The 17,024-nt window shown below is 71.3% G+C and carries 14 protein-coding genes; 4 read left to right on the top strand and 10 right to left on the bottom strand.

Annotated features, from left to right (window positions below; translation table 11 throughout):
* Positions 1–124: 124 nt before the first annotated feature.
* From ACQP0N_RS05380 to ACQP0N_RS05360, 5 genes are all read right to left on the bottom strand, one after another.
* Positions 125–553, bottom strand: coding sequence for a hypothetical protein (locus tag ACQP0N_RS05380; RefSeq protein WP_433121448.1), 429 nt, complete (start codon positions 551–553; stop codon positions 125–127).
* A gap of 8 nt (positions 554–561) precedes the next feature.
* Positions 562–3,345, bottom strand: a complete 2,784-nt coding sequence (locus ACQP0N_RS05375; protein ID WP_433118040.1) for a toxin glutamine deamidase domain-containing protein — start codon at positions 3,343–3,345, stop codon at positions 562–564.
* A gap of 80 nt (positions 3,346–3,425) precedes the next feature.
* Positions 3,426–4,976 carry a hypothetical protein gene (locus ACQP0N_RS05370; RefSeq protein ID WP_433118038.1) on the bottom strand — a complete coding sequence of 517 codons (1,551 nt, stop codon included), beginning with the start codon at positions 4,974–4,976 and terminating at the stop codon, positions 3,426–3,428.
* A 16-nt stretch (positions 4,977–4,992) separates the two neighbouring features.
* Positions 4,993–5,325 (bottom strand): hypothetical protein, encoded by a 333-nt coding sequence (locus tag ACQP0N_RS05365; protein ID WP_433118036.1) that lies wholly within the window; start codon positions 5,323–5,325, stop codon positions 4,993–4,995.
* Positions 5,322–5,744, bottom strand: coding sequence for a YbaB/EbfC family nucleoid-associated protein (locus tag ACQP0N_RS05360; RefSeq protein WP_433118034.1), 423 nt, complete (start codon positions 5,742–5,744; stop codon positions 5,322–5,324). The genes ACQP0N_RS05365 and ACQP0N_RS05360 overlap by 4 nt, the downstream gene beginning before the upstream one ends.
* 78 nt (positions 5,745–5,822) lie before the next feature.
* Here ACQP0N_RS05360 and ACQP0N_RS05355 point away from each other — a divergent pair, with 78 nt between their 5' ends.
* Positions 5,823–7,061, top strand: coding sequence for an SUKH-3 domain-containing protein (locus tag ACQP0N_RS05355; RefSeq protein WP_433118032.1), 1,239 nt, complete (start codon positions 5,823–5,825; stop codon positions 7,059–7,061).
* A gap of 95 nt (positions 7,062–7,156) precedes the next feature.
* Positions 7,157–8,020, top strand: coding sequence for a hypothetical protein (locus ACQP0N_RS05350; protein ID WP_433118030.1), 864 nt, complete (start codon positions 7,157–7,159; stop codon positions 8,018–8,020).
* Positions 8,021–8,036: 16 nt separating this feature from the next.
* Here the strand turns inward: ACQP0N_RS05350 and ACQP0N_RS05345 are convergent, their stop codons facing one another.
* Positions 8,037–9,476: an aldehyde dehydrogenase family protein gene (locus ACQP0N_RS05345; protein ID WP_433118028.1), complete on the bottom strand. Its 1,440-nt coding sequence runs from the start codon at positions 9,474–9,476 to the stop codon at positions 8,037–8,039.
* 142 nt (positions 9,477–9,618) lie between these two features.
* On the opposite strand from ACQP0N_RS05345, the gene ACQP0N_RS05340 reads away from it, so the two are divergent.
* Complete coding sequence (locus ACQP0N_RS05340; RefSeq protein WP_433118026.1) at positions 9,619–11,055, top strand: gamma-aminobutyraldehyde dehydrogenase; 1,437 nt, start codon at positions 9,619–9,621, stop codon at positions 11,053–11,055.
* 3 nt (positions 11,056–11,058) lie between these two features.
* Entirely contained in the window at positions 11,059–12,330 is a 1,272-nt protein-coding gene (gene gabT / locus ACQP0N_RS05335; RefSeq protein ID WP_433118024.1) for a 4-aminobutyrate--2-oxoglutarate transaminase, read from the top strand.
* A gap of 39 nt (positions 12,331–12,369) precedes the next feature.
* On the opposite strand, the gene ACQP0N_RS05330 is transcribed toward gabT, so the two are convergent.
* From ACQP0N_RS05330 to ACQP0N_RS05315, 4 genes are all read right to left on the bottom strand, one after another.
* Positions 12,370–13,035 carry a hypothetical protein gene (locus ACQP0N_RS05330; protein ID WP_433118022.1) on the bottom strand — a complete coding sequence of 222 codons (666 nt, stop codon included), beginning with the start codon at positions 13,033–13,035 and terminating at the stop codon, positions 12,370–12,372.
* 226 nt (positions 13,036–13,261) lie between these two features.
* Complete coding sequence (locus ACQP0N_RS05325; RefSeq protein WP_433118020.1) at positions 13,262–14,113, bottom strand: hypothetical protein; 852 nt, start codon at positions 14,111–14,113, stop codon at positions 13,262–13,264.
* Between the two features lie 229 nt (positions 14,114–14,342).
* Complete coding sequence (locus ACQP0N_RS05320; protein WP_433118018.1) at positions 14,343–15,533, bottom strand: saccharopine dehydrogenase family protein; 1,191 nt, start codon at positions 15,531–15,533, stop codon at positions 14,343–14,345.
* Positions 15,533–17,014, bottom strand: a complete 1,482-nt coding sequence (locus ACQP0N_RS05315) for an NAD(P)/FAD-dependent oxidoreductase (protein ID WP_433118016.1) — start codon at positions 17,012–17,014, stop codon at positions 15,533–15,535. The genes ACQP0N_RS05320 and ACQP0N_RS05315 overlap by 1 nt, the downstream gene beginning before the upstream one ends.
* Positions 17,015–17,024: the final 10 nt, after the last annotated feature.

The following is a 17,024-nucleotide window of genomic DNA, read 5'->3' as shown; positions in this document are numbered from 1 at the left end:
GATACCCGCCCACACCGGCAACCGGGAACCCGCTCGGTCGCCCAGGCTGGTCAGCGGGACACCCTGACAGGAGAGCCGGCAGCACTCCCCCGTGTAGGCCCGCGCCGAGCGCGACGATCCTCAACTAGCGGGCAGCCAAATCGGGATCGGCACCCGGATCGCCGGCTGCAAGGAGTTGCTCCTCGAACATCACGAACGACCGCTGCCGAATCCCCCGGATGAGAGCCTGCTCTTTGGGCGACAACGGTCGCCCTTGAGCCTTCGCCGCGTCCCTGAGTGCCTGCACGGTCTCGTAGAGAGCGAAGACCGGACCTTCGCCTTCGAGGTAGTGAGCGCGGAACCGCTCGACTTCCTGCACAAACTCCTCCGGGGTGCGCCGGAAGATATCTCCACCGACGTCGAAGACAATCTCCGTGAAGAGGTCGTTCTTCGCCTGCCAGCCTCCCGTGTCGATTGCAACTCGCCACACCCGGGCACCGCCGTCGGGCGTCTTCACGATCTTGACGGGAGACTGGTGGTAGAGGTAGTAGGACGGAAGCACCAGACCGGGCATCTGCACCACTAGGTGTTCTCCTCGTAAGTCGATTGGAGCGCTTGCCAGAACAACTGCTGCTCGCGTTGGAGGATGCCGTCCACAATCGCGGCCTCGCGCCCCGTCAACTCTCGGGCCTCGATGCGGGCCAGGGCGTCGATGTCGCGGCGTACCTCGTAGAGCGCATGTTCCCAGACCGCTACCGCATCAAGCGCTGCCAGGTGGAGACGGAACTCCGCGAGGTGGCCGCTCGGCGTCTTGAGCACGAGTTGAATATCCCGGTAGCCGCTGTCCTCCGGCGACAGGAATCGATCATCACAACTCGCGATCTCAACATCAGGGTGAGCGCGTAACCGCTCCAGAGCGCCGTACAGGTCGTCGAGCGACCGAAATTCGACCTTTGCAGCGGCCAGATCCAGCAAACGGGATGCGTCGCCCTGGCGCTTGGCCACCTTGTCCTCGGCTCGCCTCCGATCCTTTGGCTGCGTACGCCATCCAGGCTCGCCAACGCGGCGATCATCGAGGTGGGCGAGAGACACCGCGAGCTGATTCAGCTCCGTCTGAGCAACCGCCGCCATCGCGTAGAGGCCGTCGAGGTAGTGCTGACGATAGATTGGGTCAGCTTGGCGACGCTTGTCGAATCCGGGTTGAACAGGCAGGTCATCAGGCACCTGAATACCCGCGCTGATCATCCGCTGATCGTCCGTCAGAGGTGTCTGCTGCGGAGAGGTCACAACTCTGAGGGGCTCTCCCGGCTCCGCGTCCACTCCTACGGCTTCCCGCCCGTTGATGTCGTCGAGTACGTCGGCGAGGGCGTCGATGGCCTGCTGGTGGCTCGCCAGGTGGTGCAGCGTCAGCGGTCGGGCCGTCAGTGAGTTCGCCAGTTCGGGCGTGGCCAGGATGATTCGTGCCAGATCCGGTGCCTGCGCCAGTTGCCGGGCCAACGTCTCGGCCAGCTTCGGCTCGTTCGGGGGCGGCTCTCGCAGGGCGGTGTCCAACATGTCGCGGACGCGGGTGTCGGCGAACAGCCTCGACACGTCCTGGGCGGCCGCGTCGTCGAGGCTGGGCACCAGCCGCCGGAGGGTCGGAGGATCCACCGCCCGCGCGAAGTCGACGGGACTCAACCCGGCCGAGAAGACCTCGTCCAGACTGCCGGCCTGCGCGAGCAACCGGGTCGGAGACTGACTTACGCGAGCGTCAGACGGCGGGCCGTCCGGCACCGAGCCGGGGCCGTCCAGCAGCAGGTACATGCGGTTGACGTACGGGTCGCCGTGGCCGCCGTCGTCGTACCCGGGTGGGTGGGTCGGCAGGTCGGGGCGTTCACTGAACCGGCCCCGGGGCAGTCCACCCAGCGGCATCGGCCGGCCGTCTCCGCCCAGTACGAGCGCGTCGATGCCGACCACGTCGGGATACAGCGGATGGTCGCGGACGAGGCCGGTCTGCGGGTCGACGTAGAGGACGGTGCCGTTCTGGTTGAGTGCCACCCAGGCGTGCGAGCCGCCACCGGCCCACTCGGTGATCAGGAACGCGTAGCTGCCGTGGCCGCCCAGCAGCAGTTGGTCACGCAGATTGGCATACCCCTGCCGGGCCTGCGCCGGGTCTGACGGTTGACCGGGGGTGAGTACGCGTTGGAAGCGGCCGCCGGTGGCGTCCTCCACCCGGCCTGGACCACCCGCCTCACCACGGATCGGGCGTCGGATGTCGCCGTCGAGGTAGCCGTCGAAGGTGCGCGGCGCGGACACCCGCGGTCGCCCGTGCACCCACGTCTCGAACAGCGACAGGGTGCAGTCCAGGCAGTTGATGCCACGGGTGGCGTCGGCCTGGGGGCCGCCGTCGTTCAGGAGGCGGAACCAGCCGCCCCGGCGCGGATCGGCGGTACGTCTGACGGTGCCATCGCGTTCGCGCGGCATCTGTCGTTCGACGTCGACCTGGTGCAGCGCGAGTGGTGGCCGAAGCCCGCCCGGCTGCCCGTACGGGCGGGAGTCGTCGATCGGCGGGGGGACGTCGTCGCCGGTGAGGCGGGACGGGCCGCTGGTCTCCACCGCGCCGAGCGCGAGAGCGCCCACGTCGCTGTTGGCGTGCGCGAAGGCCCCGTCGGCCAGGTCGACGACCGGCGGCGCCGTGATGCCCGCCAGTACGTCGTTGGCGAGGTCACGCCAGTGCGCGTACGCGCGTGTCTCGTCGTTCGCCGCCCGCTGCCAGCCGTCGGCCCACTGCCGGTGACCGCTCTGGTGCAACTGTCGGGCGTAGTTGGCGTACTCGACAGCCCGGCGGTCGTGCTCCGCCGCCCGCGCCCGCAGGCGGGTGGCCTCGGCCTGCCGGCGGTTGTTCTCGAAGCCGATCCGCTGTGCCTCGAAGTGGCCCTGGTAGCGCCGTCGCTCGGCGGCCTCCGCCTGGGCCAGCCACTGGGCCGCGTACCAGTCGTCGGCGTCGGTCGCGGACTCCACCGGGTCGCCGAACGCGACCACGTCGACGGACGCCGACGCGCGGCCGCCGGTCCTCTGCCGGGGTACGCGGGCTGGCGCGATCGACTCTCGCGTCGCGGTCCGCTCGGGTGCGGAGTGGCGGCCGGCCGGCGCGGCCACCGCGCTTTCGTCCACCGGGGTCATGGCTGCGCCGTTCCTGCCGACGTCGTCGGGTGACGCGCCGACCGTCGGCCCGGTGGGCGTGAACGGGGACGCCGGCGGGGGCGCGATGGCCGGGGCAGGGCCGGCGGACGCGAGCGGCGTCGAGAGCCCGGCAGTGCTCGCGGCCGCCGGGCCGACCGGAGGCACCGCCCCCACGGCCGACACCGGCCCGGTCGTCGAGGTCACGGAAGTCGAGGGGGATGCGAGCGCCGACGGCAGCGGACCCGACGACGGCCCGACCACTGTGGGCGGGGAAGCCGCCGAGGTCACCGGAACCGGCGACGAGACGGCTGCGGCGGCCCCGGGCAGACCGGTCGACGAGGGTACGGGGCCGCTGACGCCCGGGGCGACGCCGGCCGGCTCGACCGCCGGGGCGACCGCCGGGGCGACGCCGACCCCTGGGCCGCCGGCCGGGTCGACGACACCGGCGACGGGCGCGGTGACCCCCGAGAGCGTGGGCGCAGCCGCGTGATGTCCCGGCTCCGCAACGCCCGCGAGCCCGACATCACCCCCACCGCCGGCCGGGCTGCACTCGCCCCGGGCCCGTCGGCTGGCAGCCCAGGCGCGCCGGCTGCTGCCGACACCGACGAACCGGCGACGTCCGCGCCCACCGCTCCGGCGCCATTCCCCGTCAGACCCGACGAAGAAGACACCGCCCCGGAGCCCGCCGGCCCAGAAGACACCGTCCCAGTGGCCGGCCCTGGCGGAACCGGCCCAGGCGACACGGGCGTGGACGTCGCGAGTTCCGGTGGTGGGGGCGGGATCGGAAGCGACGGGCCGGCGAGGGACGCTCCGGCCAGAGCGTCGGCCTGTGCGCGGAGCCGTGCCTGCAGAGCGTGGTCGGTCTGGGCGGTCGTCGAGCCGGTGACGCCGGACGCGGCGGCGCGTACCACGTCGTCGACCGAGGCCATGCCCTGCCCGGTGGCGACGCTGGCGGCGCTCTCGGCCAACATCTCGCCGGTCATCTCCCGACCCAGGTGCTCGCCGATTCGCGCCGCGCGGCCGGTCGCGTGGCGGCCCAGGGCGGCCAGCGGCGCGACCGCACCGCCGGCGAGCCCGCCGACCGCCGAAGCGCCCAGATCGGTCAGGTCGACGCCGTGTGCCCGGCCCGTCGAGTTCTGGTACGTCTGCGTGGCGAGGCTGATCCCGGACTCCTCGGCCGCCTCCTCCAACCCTTCCCGGGTGGCGCGCTTGGCGAGCCCACGTACGCCGCCCTTGGCGACCTCCTTGGCCGCGCGCTCACCGGCCTCCTTGAGCCCGCGCCGCAGAGCCTTGCTGGCCAGTTGCCCCATGAGGCGTTTGAAGATCTGCTGGATGAGCAGCCGGGTCGCGGTGACGGCCGCGCCGGCCGCCGGAGACGCCGCCCCGGCGGTCAGCAGCGCCGCCACCGCCACCGAGATCAGTTCGACGACCAGGATCCCCAGCTCGATCCAGACCTCGATCTTGGCGCCCTCGATGTCGCAGCCGCACTCCTCGACCAGGCGGCCCAGATCGGCGGTGACCGCGAGCAGCACCGGCAGGGGCGCGTCGTCGCCTTCGGCGATGCCTCGCCAGGCCGCCTCGAACGCGGCGTCGACAGCTCCCACGCCGCCGTATCCGCTGCGTACCTCGGTGGCGGCCGCCGCGGCGTCGGCGTGCGGGCCGGCGAGGACGGAGGCGACCGCGTACCAGCGGTCCGCGACGTCCCAGACGGCCCGTTCGTCGCCCTCCGGCCACTGCACGCCGACGGCCCAGTCGAGGGCCTCGTAGATCCAGCCCGGTACGTCCCAGGGCGCGTAGTCGAGTGGGTGCGGGATCGGGCTGGGCAGCACGCTCATCCGGATCGCCCCGCCGTCAGCGCTGGTCGGCGGCCCGGTCGAGCCGGGCGGCGCTGCTCTGGTCGGTCTGCACGCTGGCGTCGACCGCGCTGACCACGTCGACACCCAACTCGGTGAGCCGCTGACCGACGCCCGCCCAGGCGCGCAGCACGGTCTGCTCGATGCCGCGGTAGCTCCGCTCGAACGCCGCGCCGATGTCGTCGCGCCCCCACGGGAGGGCGCCGCTGGCGGCCTCGATCTCGCCGCCCTCCGCCGCGCGACGGGCCGTCACCGCCTCGCCGGACAGGGCCAGGTCGGCGCCGCCACGCCGCGCACGGGACACGTCCAGCCAGAGCTGCCCGTCGGTCATGCCGACCCCTCCCGGCGGCCGAGCAACGCGTCGGCGCGGCCGAGCAACGCGCCGAAGTCGCCGTTACGCAGGAAGTCCGCCGAGCCGGAGCCGGCCGGCATGGTCTCGGCGACCAGGGCCTGGGTGGCCTGGGTGGCGGCGGCCACGGCGGCCCGGATCGTCTCGGTGATCTTCCGGCTCAGCGCCTCGGCGTCCCGGGCCCGGTAGGCGGCCGGCGTCAGGACGACCTCGATGACCTGGCCCTGCGCGTCGACCGTCGCCGTGACGTGCGCATCGGATGAGCGGCGGGTCACCCGTAGCTCGGCGAGCCGTGCCGTAAGAGTGTCCAAACCAGACCTGAGCTGCTGGTACTGGCCGTACACGTCGTCGAATCGGGCTCGTAGCTCGCGATTGGCGTCCCGGTCCACGCGTTCGCTCACCGTCGTTCCTCCCGTCACCGTCGGTATCCAAGACCATACCGGCCGCCATCGATCCGTGTCGTCCGGTAGTTTCGATGTGTGATCGACCGTCAGCAGGCCGAGCAGCTCGCGTCCGCCTGGGCTCGGCGCGACTCACAGCGCGTGGGCCACGAGTGCACCCCGGTGGTCGACGAGTTCGACCTCGGTTTCGTCGTCACCTCGATCGTGTCGGGCGGAGCACGGGCGATCCCCGGCGACCTGCCGACGACCGTCATCGACAAGCGCACCGGAAAGGTCACCACCTGGCCCCGGGTGCCGGCCACGGTGGTGGCCGACCTGTACCGGCGTAGTCAGCCCAGCGGACCGACCGCGCCGCGCACGATCGACGCGTCGAGCCTGCTGATCCGGGAGATCCACCGGGGTCCGACGCCGAACACGGTGGCGCACCTGACCCTCGACGGTCGCATCTGGACGGCCCAGGGCACGAGAGGCCCCGCCACCCTGAACCACCATCCGCTCGTGCGCGCCTACCTGGACGAGAGGCCACCGGGCGAGCTGGTACGCGGCGTCGAGTGTCACGCCGAACTGATCGTGGTCTCCGACGTGCTGCACGAGTACGACCACCGACGGGCCGCCGAGGGCATCGAGCCGATGGGTCGGGCCGAGGCGGCGGCCCTGCTGGACGCTGCCCGCTTCGAGATCTTCCGGATCCGTGAGCCGGGTGACCCGGCCGGCGGCGTCGCCGAACTGCCCTGCGACTCGTGCATCACGTTCCTGGTACGCGCCAACGTCCTTCCGGAGGCGGCGCGGGCCTACACCGAGACGTGGCGGGCACCGGCCGCGCCCGACCCCGACCCGGGACGCTTTCCGCCCGAGGTGGCGAACGCGCTGGTGGCAGCGGGCTGGCGTCCGCACATCGGCGACCAGATCATGGCGGCGGCCGGGGTGCGGGACGTCACGGCCGTGCCCGGGAGGACGCACCGCCACGAGGCGTTCCCCGCCGCCGTGGAGGCGTTGACGGCCTTCCCGAGCCTGGTGGGCGCCCGGCGCGGCCCGGGCGAGCAGGTGTGGATCTCCCGCTTCGACATCCGTCCGCACCTGATCGCGCACACCGCCGACACGCTCGCCGACTTCGGCGCGGTGCTCGGCGTGCGTCTCTTTCCGATCGGCACCGAGCAGCAGGACAGCATCCTCGCCGTGGACGAGCGGGGCCGGGTCTTCGCCCTCGACCAGGCCGGCGACTGGTTCCTCGGCGAGGGCGTCGACGCGGCGCTCACCACGTTGCTGCTCGGCCGCGCCCCCGCCCGGGTTCGCGACGACGGCACCTGGGCTCGCTAGCGTGACATAGACAGATCGGCACTAACCGATACACTCTTCTCGCCCCCCTCTGGAGAAGAGACACCGAATTGACGAAACTGTCGAGCGTCGCCACCGTGCTCGTACTCTCGGTTGGAATCGCCATCGCACCGGCTTCGGCGGCCTTCGCCGCTACCGACCGGAGTGGCGCGGTCCGGTTGGACATCCCGAACAGCAGCGCGTGCAAGGCCGGTCGGACGGTCATGCAGGGCATGGTGGCGGGGCCGGGCGGTCAGCTCTACATCGTCTTCACGAAGGCGGCCGGCGCGGAGCCGGTCCTGTCCCGGTGGCTCCGTGACGGCTCGACCTGGGACGGCGCCAGCTGGGTCTGCTCCGGGGCCCCCACCTCCATACCGACGCTCGGCCACGGCAACGACCTCGCCTACAACGCGAACTATCTGGGCCAGGGCCCGGCCCTGATTGCCGCCCAGGGAAGTCAGTCCGCGTTCCTGAGCGACAAGGTGACGGTCATTCGCCTGAACGCCGACGGAACTGTCGGCACAACCAGTGAGGTTCGTCTGCCGACCGGCGACATCAGCGGGTTCTGCTACAGCGCGACGGCTGCGGGCGGTGCCGGCAAATATGCGGCCCGCCGGTTGGGCAGCCTGTGGACCCATCCCGGCGCGGGCGCCCTCACCAGTGGATGGACGCTGGTCAAGAGCAACCTGACGAGTCACGACAATCGGTCCGACCAGGGCATCGACTGCTCGGAGAACTACATCTGGAACACCAAGTCAATCAACACCTCGACGCCCTCGACCGGATGGAACTGGGTGTACCAGTACAACTGGTCGGGAAGCGATGTGGAGAGCGACATCGGCGTTCCGAGCAACAACCTGGTCGATGAGATCGAAGATGTCACCCATGTGGGAAGCGAATTCTTCGTCGGCATCAACCGCAACGACGGGCTCGCCGACACCGTGAAGGTATTCATCGAATAGCTCGAGCCGAGCGGGCCTAGAGGTCGAGCCCGGTCAGCACCATCACACGCGGTTCGGTGTAGTCGTCCATCGCGCTGCGCAGCCCTTCCCGGCCGACGCCGCTGCCCTTCACCCCGCCGTACGGCATCTGATCCGCCCGGAACGACGGCACGTCGCCGACGATCACGCCGCCCACCTCGAGAACTCGCGCGGCGGCGAAGGCCACGTCCAGTCGCCGGGTGAACACGCCCGCCTGCAACCCGTACGCCGAATCGTTGACGGCGGCGAACGCGGCCTGGTCGTCGGCGACCGGGGTGACCACCAGCACCGGCCCGAACACCTCCTCGGCGACGACCCTGGTGTCCGCCGGCACGCCGGTGAGGACGGTCGGCGGGTACGTCGCGCCGTCGCGTACGCCGCCCACCTCGACCGTCGCGCCGGCCGCGACCGCCTCGGAGACCCACGCCTCGACCCGGCGGGCCGCGTCCTCGGACACCATCGGGCCGACGTCGGTCGACTCCGAGGCGGGGTCGCCGGTGCGCAGCGCGCGTACCGCCGCCACCAGCCGGGGCAGGAAGTCGGCGTACCGCGCGTGGTGCACGTACACCCGCTGCACGGCGATGCACGACTGACCGGCCTGGTAGTTGGCGAAGGTCGCGATGCGCTGCGCCGCGAAGTCCAGGTCGTCGGCGGACGTCCAGTCCGCGCAGAGCACCGCCGCCGCGTTGCCGCCCAGTTCCAGCGTCACGTGCTTCTCCGGTACCTGCCGCCGGATCGCCGCCCCGACGGGCCCGGACCCGGTGAACGACACGACCGGCAGCCGTGGGTCGGCAACCAGTTCGGCGGCACGGTCGTTGGGCAGCGGCAACACCGAGAACATGCCGGCCGGGAGGTTCGTCTCGGCCAGCAGTTCGCCGAGCAGCAGCGCGGACAGCGGCGTCGCCGGGGCCGGCTTGACGATGATCGGCGTACCGACCGCGATGGCCGGAGCGACCTTGTGCGCGACCAGGTTGAGCGGGAAGTTGAACGGCGCGATGCCGAGCACCGGGCCCTTCGGCACCCGTCGGACCAGGGCGATCCGGCCCGTGGCGGCCGGATCGGTGTCGAGGCGTTGCAGCTCTCCCGAGAAGCGTCGGGCCTCCTCGGCGGCCCACCGGAAGGTGGAGACCGCCCGTCCGACCTCGGCACGCGCCCACTTCACGGGCTTGCCGTTCTCGGCGGTGATCAGCGCCGCGACCTCGTCGGCACGCTCGGCGAGCCGCCGGGACACGTGGTCCAGGGCCGCCGCGCGGGCGTGCGCGGGCAGGGCCGCGGCCTGCGCGGCCACCCCGGCCGCTGCCGCGACAGCGGCCTCGACCTGGCCGCCGGTGGCAAAGGTGGTACGCCCCACCGCGCGACCGTCGTACGGGTGGTGGACGGTCAACCCGCCCGTGCCGGAGGCGGGACGGGAGGCGACGAAGAAGGGTGCGGGCTCCACGCCGTGCAGCGTAGACGAGTCAGCAGTCGACGGAAACAGTCGCCGCAGCCCTTGTCTGCTGCGGATTCAGTAGCGAAGATGGCAGGCAGATTGCGATAACCGCCGCAGACCTCACCCCCGGCCCCCTCGGAGTGATCCCGTCATGAGTGACCAGCAGCAGCTGCGCAACTTCGTCAACGGCTCCTACGTCGACCCGGCCGACGGTGGCTACGCCGACCTGGTCGACCCCTGCACCGGGGAGGTGTTCGCGCAGGCGCCGGTCTCCGGCCCCGCCGACGTCGACGCGGCGATGAACGCCGCCGCCACCGCCTTCGAGAGCTGGCGGGAGGTCACCCCCGCCGAGCGGCAGAGGGCGCTGCTCAAGCTCGCCGACGCCGTGGAGGCACGGGCCGCCGAGCTGGTCGACGCCGAGGTCCGCAACACCGGCAAGCCCCGCCAACTCACCGCCGAGGAGGAGCTGCCCCCGGCGGTGGACGAGTTCCGGTTCTTCGCCGGTGCCGCCCGGCTGCTGGAGGGGCGCTCGGCCGGGGAGTACCTGGCCGGACACACCTCGTACGTGCGGCGCGAGCCCATCGGTGTCTGCGCCCAGGTGACCCCGTGGAACTACCCGCTCATGATGGCGATCTGGAAGATCGCTCCCGCGCTCGCCGCCGGCAACACGGTCGTCCTGAAGCCGTCGGACACCACGCCGGTGTCGACGCTGCTGCTCGCCGAGATCGCCGCCGAGTTCTTCCCGCCGGGGGTGTTCAACGTGGTCTGCGGCGACCGCGACACCGGTCGTACCCTCGTGTCGCATCCGACCCCACAGCTCGTGTCGATCACCGGCTCGACCCGCGCGGGCATGGAGGTGGCCGCCGCGGCGGCCCCGGACCTGAAGCGCACCCACCTGGAGCTGGGCGGCAAGGCCCCGGTGGTGCTCTTCGACGACGCGGACGTGGCGGCGGCGGCCGAGGCCATCGCGGTCGGTGGCTACTTCAACGCGGGGCAGGACTGCACGGCGGCGACCCGGGTGCTGGCCGGTCCCGGCGTCCACGACGACTTCGTGGCGGCGCTCACCGAGCAGGCCCGCGCCACGAAGACCGGCGCGCCGGACGACGCCGACGTGCTCTACGGCCCGCTGAACAACGCCAACCAGCTCGCCCGGGTCAGCGGCTTCGTCGACCGGTTGCCCGACCACGCGGCGATCCAGACCGGCGGCTCTCGACAGGGCGATCGCGGCTACTTCTACACGCCCACCGTCGTGTCCGGGCTGCGGCAGGCCGACGAGATCATCCAGGACGAGGTGTTCGGTCCGGTCATCACGGTGCAGCGCTTCTCCGACGAGGACGAGGCGGTGCGCTGGGCCAACGGCGTCGACTACGGGCTGTCGGCGTCGGTCTGGACCCGCGACCACGGCCGGGCGATGCGGATGACGCGACGGCTCGACTTCGGCTGCGTCTGGGTCAACACGCACATACCGTTCGTCTCCGAGATGCCGCACGGCGGCTTCAAGCACTCCGGGCACGGCAAGGACCTGTCGGTCTACAGCCTGGAGGACTACACCCGGATCAAGCACGTCATGCACAACATCGAGGGCTGACCCATGCCGTCCTCGGAAGAGCTGCACAAACGGCGGGGCACGGCCGTGGCCCGCGGGGTCGGCAGCGTCGTCACGTCCTACGTGGACTCCGCCTCGGGCGGGACGCTCACCGACGTCGACGGGCGGGAGTGGATCGACTTCGCCGCCGGCATCGCGGTGACCAGCGTCGGCAACTCCGCGCCGAGGGTGGTCCAGGCCGTCCGCGCGCAGGTCGAACGGTTCACCCACACCTGTTTCATGGTCGCACCGTACGAGTCGTACGTGGCGGTGTGCGAACAGCTCAACGCGTTGACGCCGGGCGGATTCGAGAAGCGGTCGGCGCTGTTCAACTCCGGCGCCGAGGCGGTGGAGAACGCCGTCAAGATCGCCCGGCATGCCACGGGACGACCGGCGGTGGTGGTGTTCGACCACGCGTACCACGGGCGGACCAACCTGACCATGGCGTTGACGGCGAAGAACATGCCGTACAAGCACCGGTTCGGGCCGTTCGCCGGGGAGATCTACCGGGTGCCGATGTCGTACCCGCTGCGCGACGGCGGGCTCTCCGGCGCCGAGGCGGCCGCACGGGCCATCGAGACGATCGAGAAGCAGGTCGGCGCGGAGAACGTCGCCGCGCTGCTCATCGAGCCGATCCAGGGTGAGGGCGGGTTCGTCGTACCCGCTCCGGGTTTCCTGCCGGCGCTGCGCGCGTGGGCGACGGCGGCCGGGGTGGTCTTCGTCGCCGACGAGATCCAGACCGGCTTCTGCCGGACCGGCGACTGGTTCGCCTGCCAGCACGAGGGCGTCGAACCCGACCTGGTCACCCTCGCCAAGGGCATCGCCGGTGGGCTACCCCTCGCGGCGGTCACCGGTCGGGCGGAGCTGATGGACGCGGTGCACGTCGGCGGGCTCGGCGGCACGTACGGCGGCAACCCGATCGCCTGCGCCGCCGCGCTGGCCACCATCGAGACCATGCACGAACTGGACCTGGCCGGTGCGGCCCGCCGGATCGAATCCGTGCTGGCACCCCGCCTCCGGGCCATCGCCGAGCGGGATCCCCGGATCGCCGAGGTACGAGGACGCGGCGCGATGCTCGCCGTCGAACTGGTCCAGCCCGGCACCCTCGTCCCCGACCCGAGCGCCACGTCGGCCATCTCGGCGGCCTGTCACGCCGCCGGCCTGCTCACCCTGACCTGCGGCACGTACGGCAACGTGCTGCGCTTCCTACCGCCGTTGGTGATCTCCGACACGCAGCTCACCCGGGGCGCCGACATCCTCGACGCGGCGTTCGGCTGACATGGGTGCAGGGGCCCGGACCGGGCCCCTGCACCGCCGTCAGCGCAGCACCTCGACCGTGTTGTTGCGCACGAGGTTCTTGCCCGGCTCGCGAATCTGGTCCATCGCGGCGGTGTTCAGCAGCACACAGCTCCCCGACGGGCCGGTCACCGTCACCGTGGTCGCCCGGTTGTTGTCCAGGTTCGTCACCCGCAGCCGCGTGCCGACGGGGAACTTCCCGCTGGTCGCCGCCGGCGCGGCACTCTCGGCGAAGAAGGTGATCGCGCCGGAGCAGGCCGAGCCGGGGACCGGGCGTGGCGCGGCGGGCGAGGCGGCGCCGGGGCGTACGCCACCGGGGGCGGGCTGGGCGGCCGCGCCGTCCAGCCTCTCCACCACGTTGCGGCGGATCACGTTCTTGCCCGGCTCCCGCACCAACTCCATGGCGGCGGCGTTGAGCAGCACACAGCTTCCCGACGGGCCGGTCACCGTCACCGTGGCCGCGCGGTTGTTGTCCAGGTTCGTCACCCGCAGCCGCGTACCCACCGGGAACCGGTCGCTGGTCGCCGCCGGCGCACCGGCCTCCGCCGAAAACGTGACCGAGCCGGAGCAGGCGGACGACCGTGCCGGGGCGGTGTCGGCGAACCCGAACCCGGTCCCCACCGCCACCCCTGCGGCGGCAACCACCGCCACGGTCGCCGCCAGCACATGCTTCCGCTGCACCCTCATCGCCGAAACTCCCGCCCTAGCCGATGTCTTCACCGCCTGATACGGAAACCACCCCCCCAACCGTTCACCCCTCCCACCAGTTCGCCCCCACCACCAAGCCCGTCGATCATGGAGTTTTGGTGGGCGTTACGGGCTGATTTGCACTTCTCAACAAGCACCACAACTCCATGATCGACGCGAGGGCGAGGGCGGGGGCGGGGGCGGGGGCGGGTGGTTTGTGGAGTGGCTATGGGTGGAGGAGGGGGCTTAGGGTTCGGATGATGTGGGTCGGGCGACGGTAGAGGTCAAGATCGGTGAAGTAGCGCATCTGCCACCCGTTTGCTGCGAGCCAGTTCATTCGAGATCGATCGCTTTGGAGGCGGGCGCGGTTGAGATGGGACAAACCGTCGTACTCGATACCGACTCGGTATAGCCGGTAACCAAGGTCGAGGCGGTAGAGCGGTATCCCGTTGTTGTCCGACACCCACAGCTGAGGCTCTGGCGGTGGCAGGCCGCCATCGATCAACACAAGGCGAAGCTGACTCTCCTGTCGGCACTCCGCCCGGGGATCGGCGCGGCTGACCAGTTCGCGCGCCTGACAGATCCCCCGCAGGCGCTCGTGCCGAGCGACTTCGACCAGGAGTTCGTCAGGTTGGCAAGCGCCGACCCGAAGACACAGGTCCAGCAGTGGCATCGCGTCCATCCGGCGCACGGATCGCGCCAGATCCACGGCACATCGAGCAGCGGGTGCACAGGGCACACCATCCAGAAGCACCGGATCACCTACGGGTAACACCGACTCGTGGGCCACGACTCCCCGAATGTGTGGCACGGGCTCCCCCGCTGGAACGATGACGTGCACGTCGGGGCTGCGGAGGTCGCCGAAACCGTGCAGTTGTGCGCCGGTGTGATATCCGACCACAGCAGTGTCGGGCAGACGCCGGAAGATCGCCGGCAGGTGCCCACTCCGGTCGGCCGATGGCGCGTAGATACTCCGCGACAGCCGGTGCAACTGGGATAGCCCAACGATCCTGCGCACCTGCTCGCGACTGAGGCCGGCACTGAGTAGCTCGGAGTATCGATAAAGACGCTCTGCCATGCCGCGGAATCTGCGTCACCGAGCCCCGAACCCTCCACCCCGCCCCAGCACCCTGTGGATAAAGTCCAGCCCTGTGCAAAACCCCCGAAGAGGAGTCGATCGTGCTATGGCCCGCCTCGCCAACGGGATCGATCATGGGGTTGTGGTGCCTACGGAAGGCCTCGAATTGGTGTCTTCCGCCCACCACAACTCCATGATCGACGCGACTATGGGCGCGGGGGCGGGGAGTTCACGCTGTTGAACGTTCCTGCATCCCCCACGGTGATCCGTAGGCGGTTAGTAGGTCGAGGAAGGGCTTCGGGGGTAGGGCTTCCGGGCCTAGCACCCCTGCGCCGGTCCAGGTGCCGGTGGCGAGCAGTTCGAGCGCCACCACCGGGTTGACGGCGGTCTGCCAGACGACCGCCTGGTGGCCGTACTCGCTCATCGACCACTCGTTGTCGACCACGTGGTAGAGGTAGACCTCCCGGGGTCGCCCGTCCGGGCCGAGCCCGCGTACCCAGGTGCCGGCGCAGGTCTTGCCGCGCATGCGGGCGCCGAGGGTGGCGGGGTCGGGCAGGCAGGCCGCCACCAGGTCCCGGGGAGACACGGAGGCACCCCGCACGGAGACCGGCCGGGTGGAATCCAGGCCGAGCTTGTGCAGCGTCTTGAGGACGTCGATGAACTCCTCGCCGAGCCCGTACTTGAAGGTGACCCGACGGGCCTTCACCCAGCGCGGGATGAGCAGCACCTCCTCGTGCTCGACGTTGACGCACTCGACCGGGCCGATCCCCTCCGGGAAGTCGAAGACCTCCGGCTCGCTGAACGGCTCGGTGGTGTACCAGCCGCGGTCGGCCTCCCAGATCACCGGCGGGTTGAGGCACTCCTCGATCGTGGTCCAGATGGAGAAGGAGGGAGCGAAGTCGTAGCCGTCGACGGTGAGGTTCGCGCCGTCCCGCACACCGATCTCGTCGATCTCGCTGAACAGCTCGTCGGCGGCGTACCGGGCGAACACATCGGACAGTCCCGGTTCCACGCCGATGCCGGCGAGCGCCAGCCGACCGGCCGCCGACCAGGCGTCGGCCTGCGCGAACTGTTCGTCGCCGAGCCGCACGCCCGTGTCGGCGTGCGAGAGCGACATCGCCATGTCCAGGTAGTCCGCGCCGGCCGCGAACGCGCCGTCGAAGATGGGCATGACGAAGCGCGGGTCGACGGCGTTGAGCACGTGGGTGATCCGGTGTTCCCGGCACAGCGCGGTGATCGCGTCGGCCGAGGAGGCGTCGACCTGGGCGGCGACGAAACGGCCGCCGTGCCCGGCCACCGCGCGGGCCGCGCGCTGCGGGTCGTGGTCGGCCACGACCATCGTCTCGAAGAAGGTCCGTCGGGCGGCGATGGCTACGGCGGCGGAGCCGACGCCACCGGCGCCGACGAGCAGGACACGCATCAGGAATCAAACCCCAAACCAAGACGATCGAGAGTACGGAGCCACAGGTCACGCCGGCCCCCACGCGCATCGGCGCGGGCCATCGAACGGCGGGTGAGATTGATGCCGACCGCGCGGACGGGTTCCGGCGGGAACGGCAGGGGCTTGCGGCGGACGAGGTCGAGCCGGGTCAGCGGGGTGTCCCCGCCGGCCAGCAGGTCGAGGAGGACACGGGCGGAGAAGCGGGTCGCGCCGACGCCGAGGCCGGTGTATCCGGCCGCGTACGCCAGCCGACCGCCGAAGGCGGTGCCGTAGAACGGGCAGAACCGGGTGCAGGTGTCGATGACACCGCCCCAGCGGTGGCTGAAGCGCACGTCCGCGAGCTGCGGGAACGTGGTGAAGAAGTGCTGCGCGAGGGTGGTGAAGGTGGCCGGGCGCTGTTCCAGCTCCGGGGCGACCCGGTTGCCGTAGTGGTAGACGGCGTCGTAGCCGCCGAAGAGGATCCGCCCGTCGCGGGTGATCCGGTAGTAGTGGAACTGGTTGCCGGTGTCGGCGAGCCCCTGCCGGTTGCGCCAGCCGATCGTGTCGCGCTGCGCCGGGCTGAGCGGTTCGGTCATCAGCACGTGGTCGTAGACGGGCACCACGTACACGCGCAGCCGGCGCAGCAGCGGCGGGAACGCGTTGGTGGCCAGCACGATCCGGCGGGCGCGGACGACGCCGGGACGACCCGGGGCGGCTACGGCAGAGCCGGCCAGGCCGACGGGTGCGGCAGTGCCGACCAGGTCGGCGGGATCGGTGCCGAGGGTGTCCGCCCGTAGCGCGACGCCGTCGGCGCGCAGCCCGGTGACCCGGGTGTGCTCGTGCACGCGTACGCCAAGGGCGAGGCAGGCGTGGCGCAGCCCCCAGGCCAGTTTCGCCGGGTCCACCATGGCGACCCGGTCGGCGTCGACCATCCCGCCCAGGTAGGTCGGCGAGTTGACCTCGGCGCGTACCTCGTCGGCGTCGAGCAACCGCACCCGGTGGCCGTACCGCCGGGCCAGCTCCGCGTCGGCGACCAGCCCGTCGAGTTGGTACGGCTCGACGGCGACGGCCAGCTCACCGGTGCGCTCGAAGTCGCAGTCGATGTCGAACTCGGCGACGGTGGCGGCGATGGCGTCCAGGTTCTCCCGGCCCAGGCGTTCCAGCTCGCCGATCTCGTCGGGGAACCGGTCGACGCCGTTGGCGAGACCGTGGGTGAGCGAGGCGGCGCAGAACCCGCCGTTGCGTCCGGAGGCGGCCCACCCGCAGGTGCCCGCGTCAACCAGGAGCACGTCCCGCTCCGGGTCGGCGCGCTTGGCCTCCAGGGCGGCCCAGAGCCCGCCGTACCCGCCGCCGATCACCAGCAGGTCGGCGGTCTGCGCGCCGGTGAGCGGCGGCAGCGGGTCGGGGCGCTCCCTGCGGTCGAGCCAGTACGGCACGGGCGCCGCGTCGGCCAGCGCCCGGCCAACGTGCGCGGACGTCATGACGGCCGAC

Origin of the sequence: Micromonospora sp. CA-246542 (assembly GCF_050942905.1) — a bacterium.
Classification (GTDB): Bacteria; Actinomycetota; Actinomycetes; order Mycobacteriales; family Micromonosporaceae; genus Micromonospora.
Note: the sequence above shows the minus strand (reverse complement) of the source record. Positions and strands in the feature narration are given on the sequence as shown.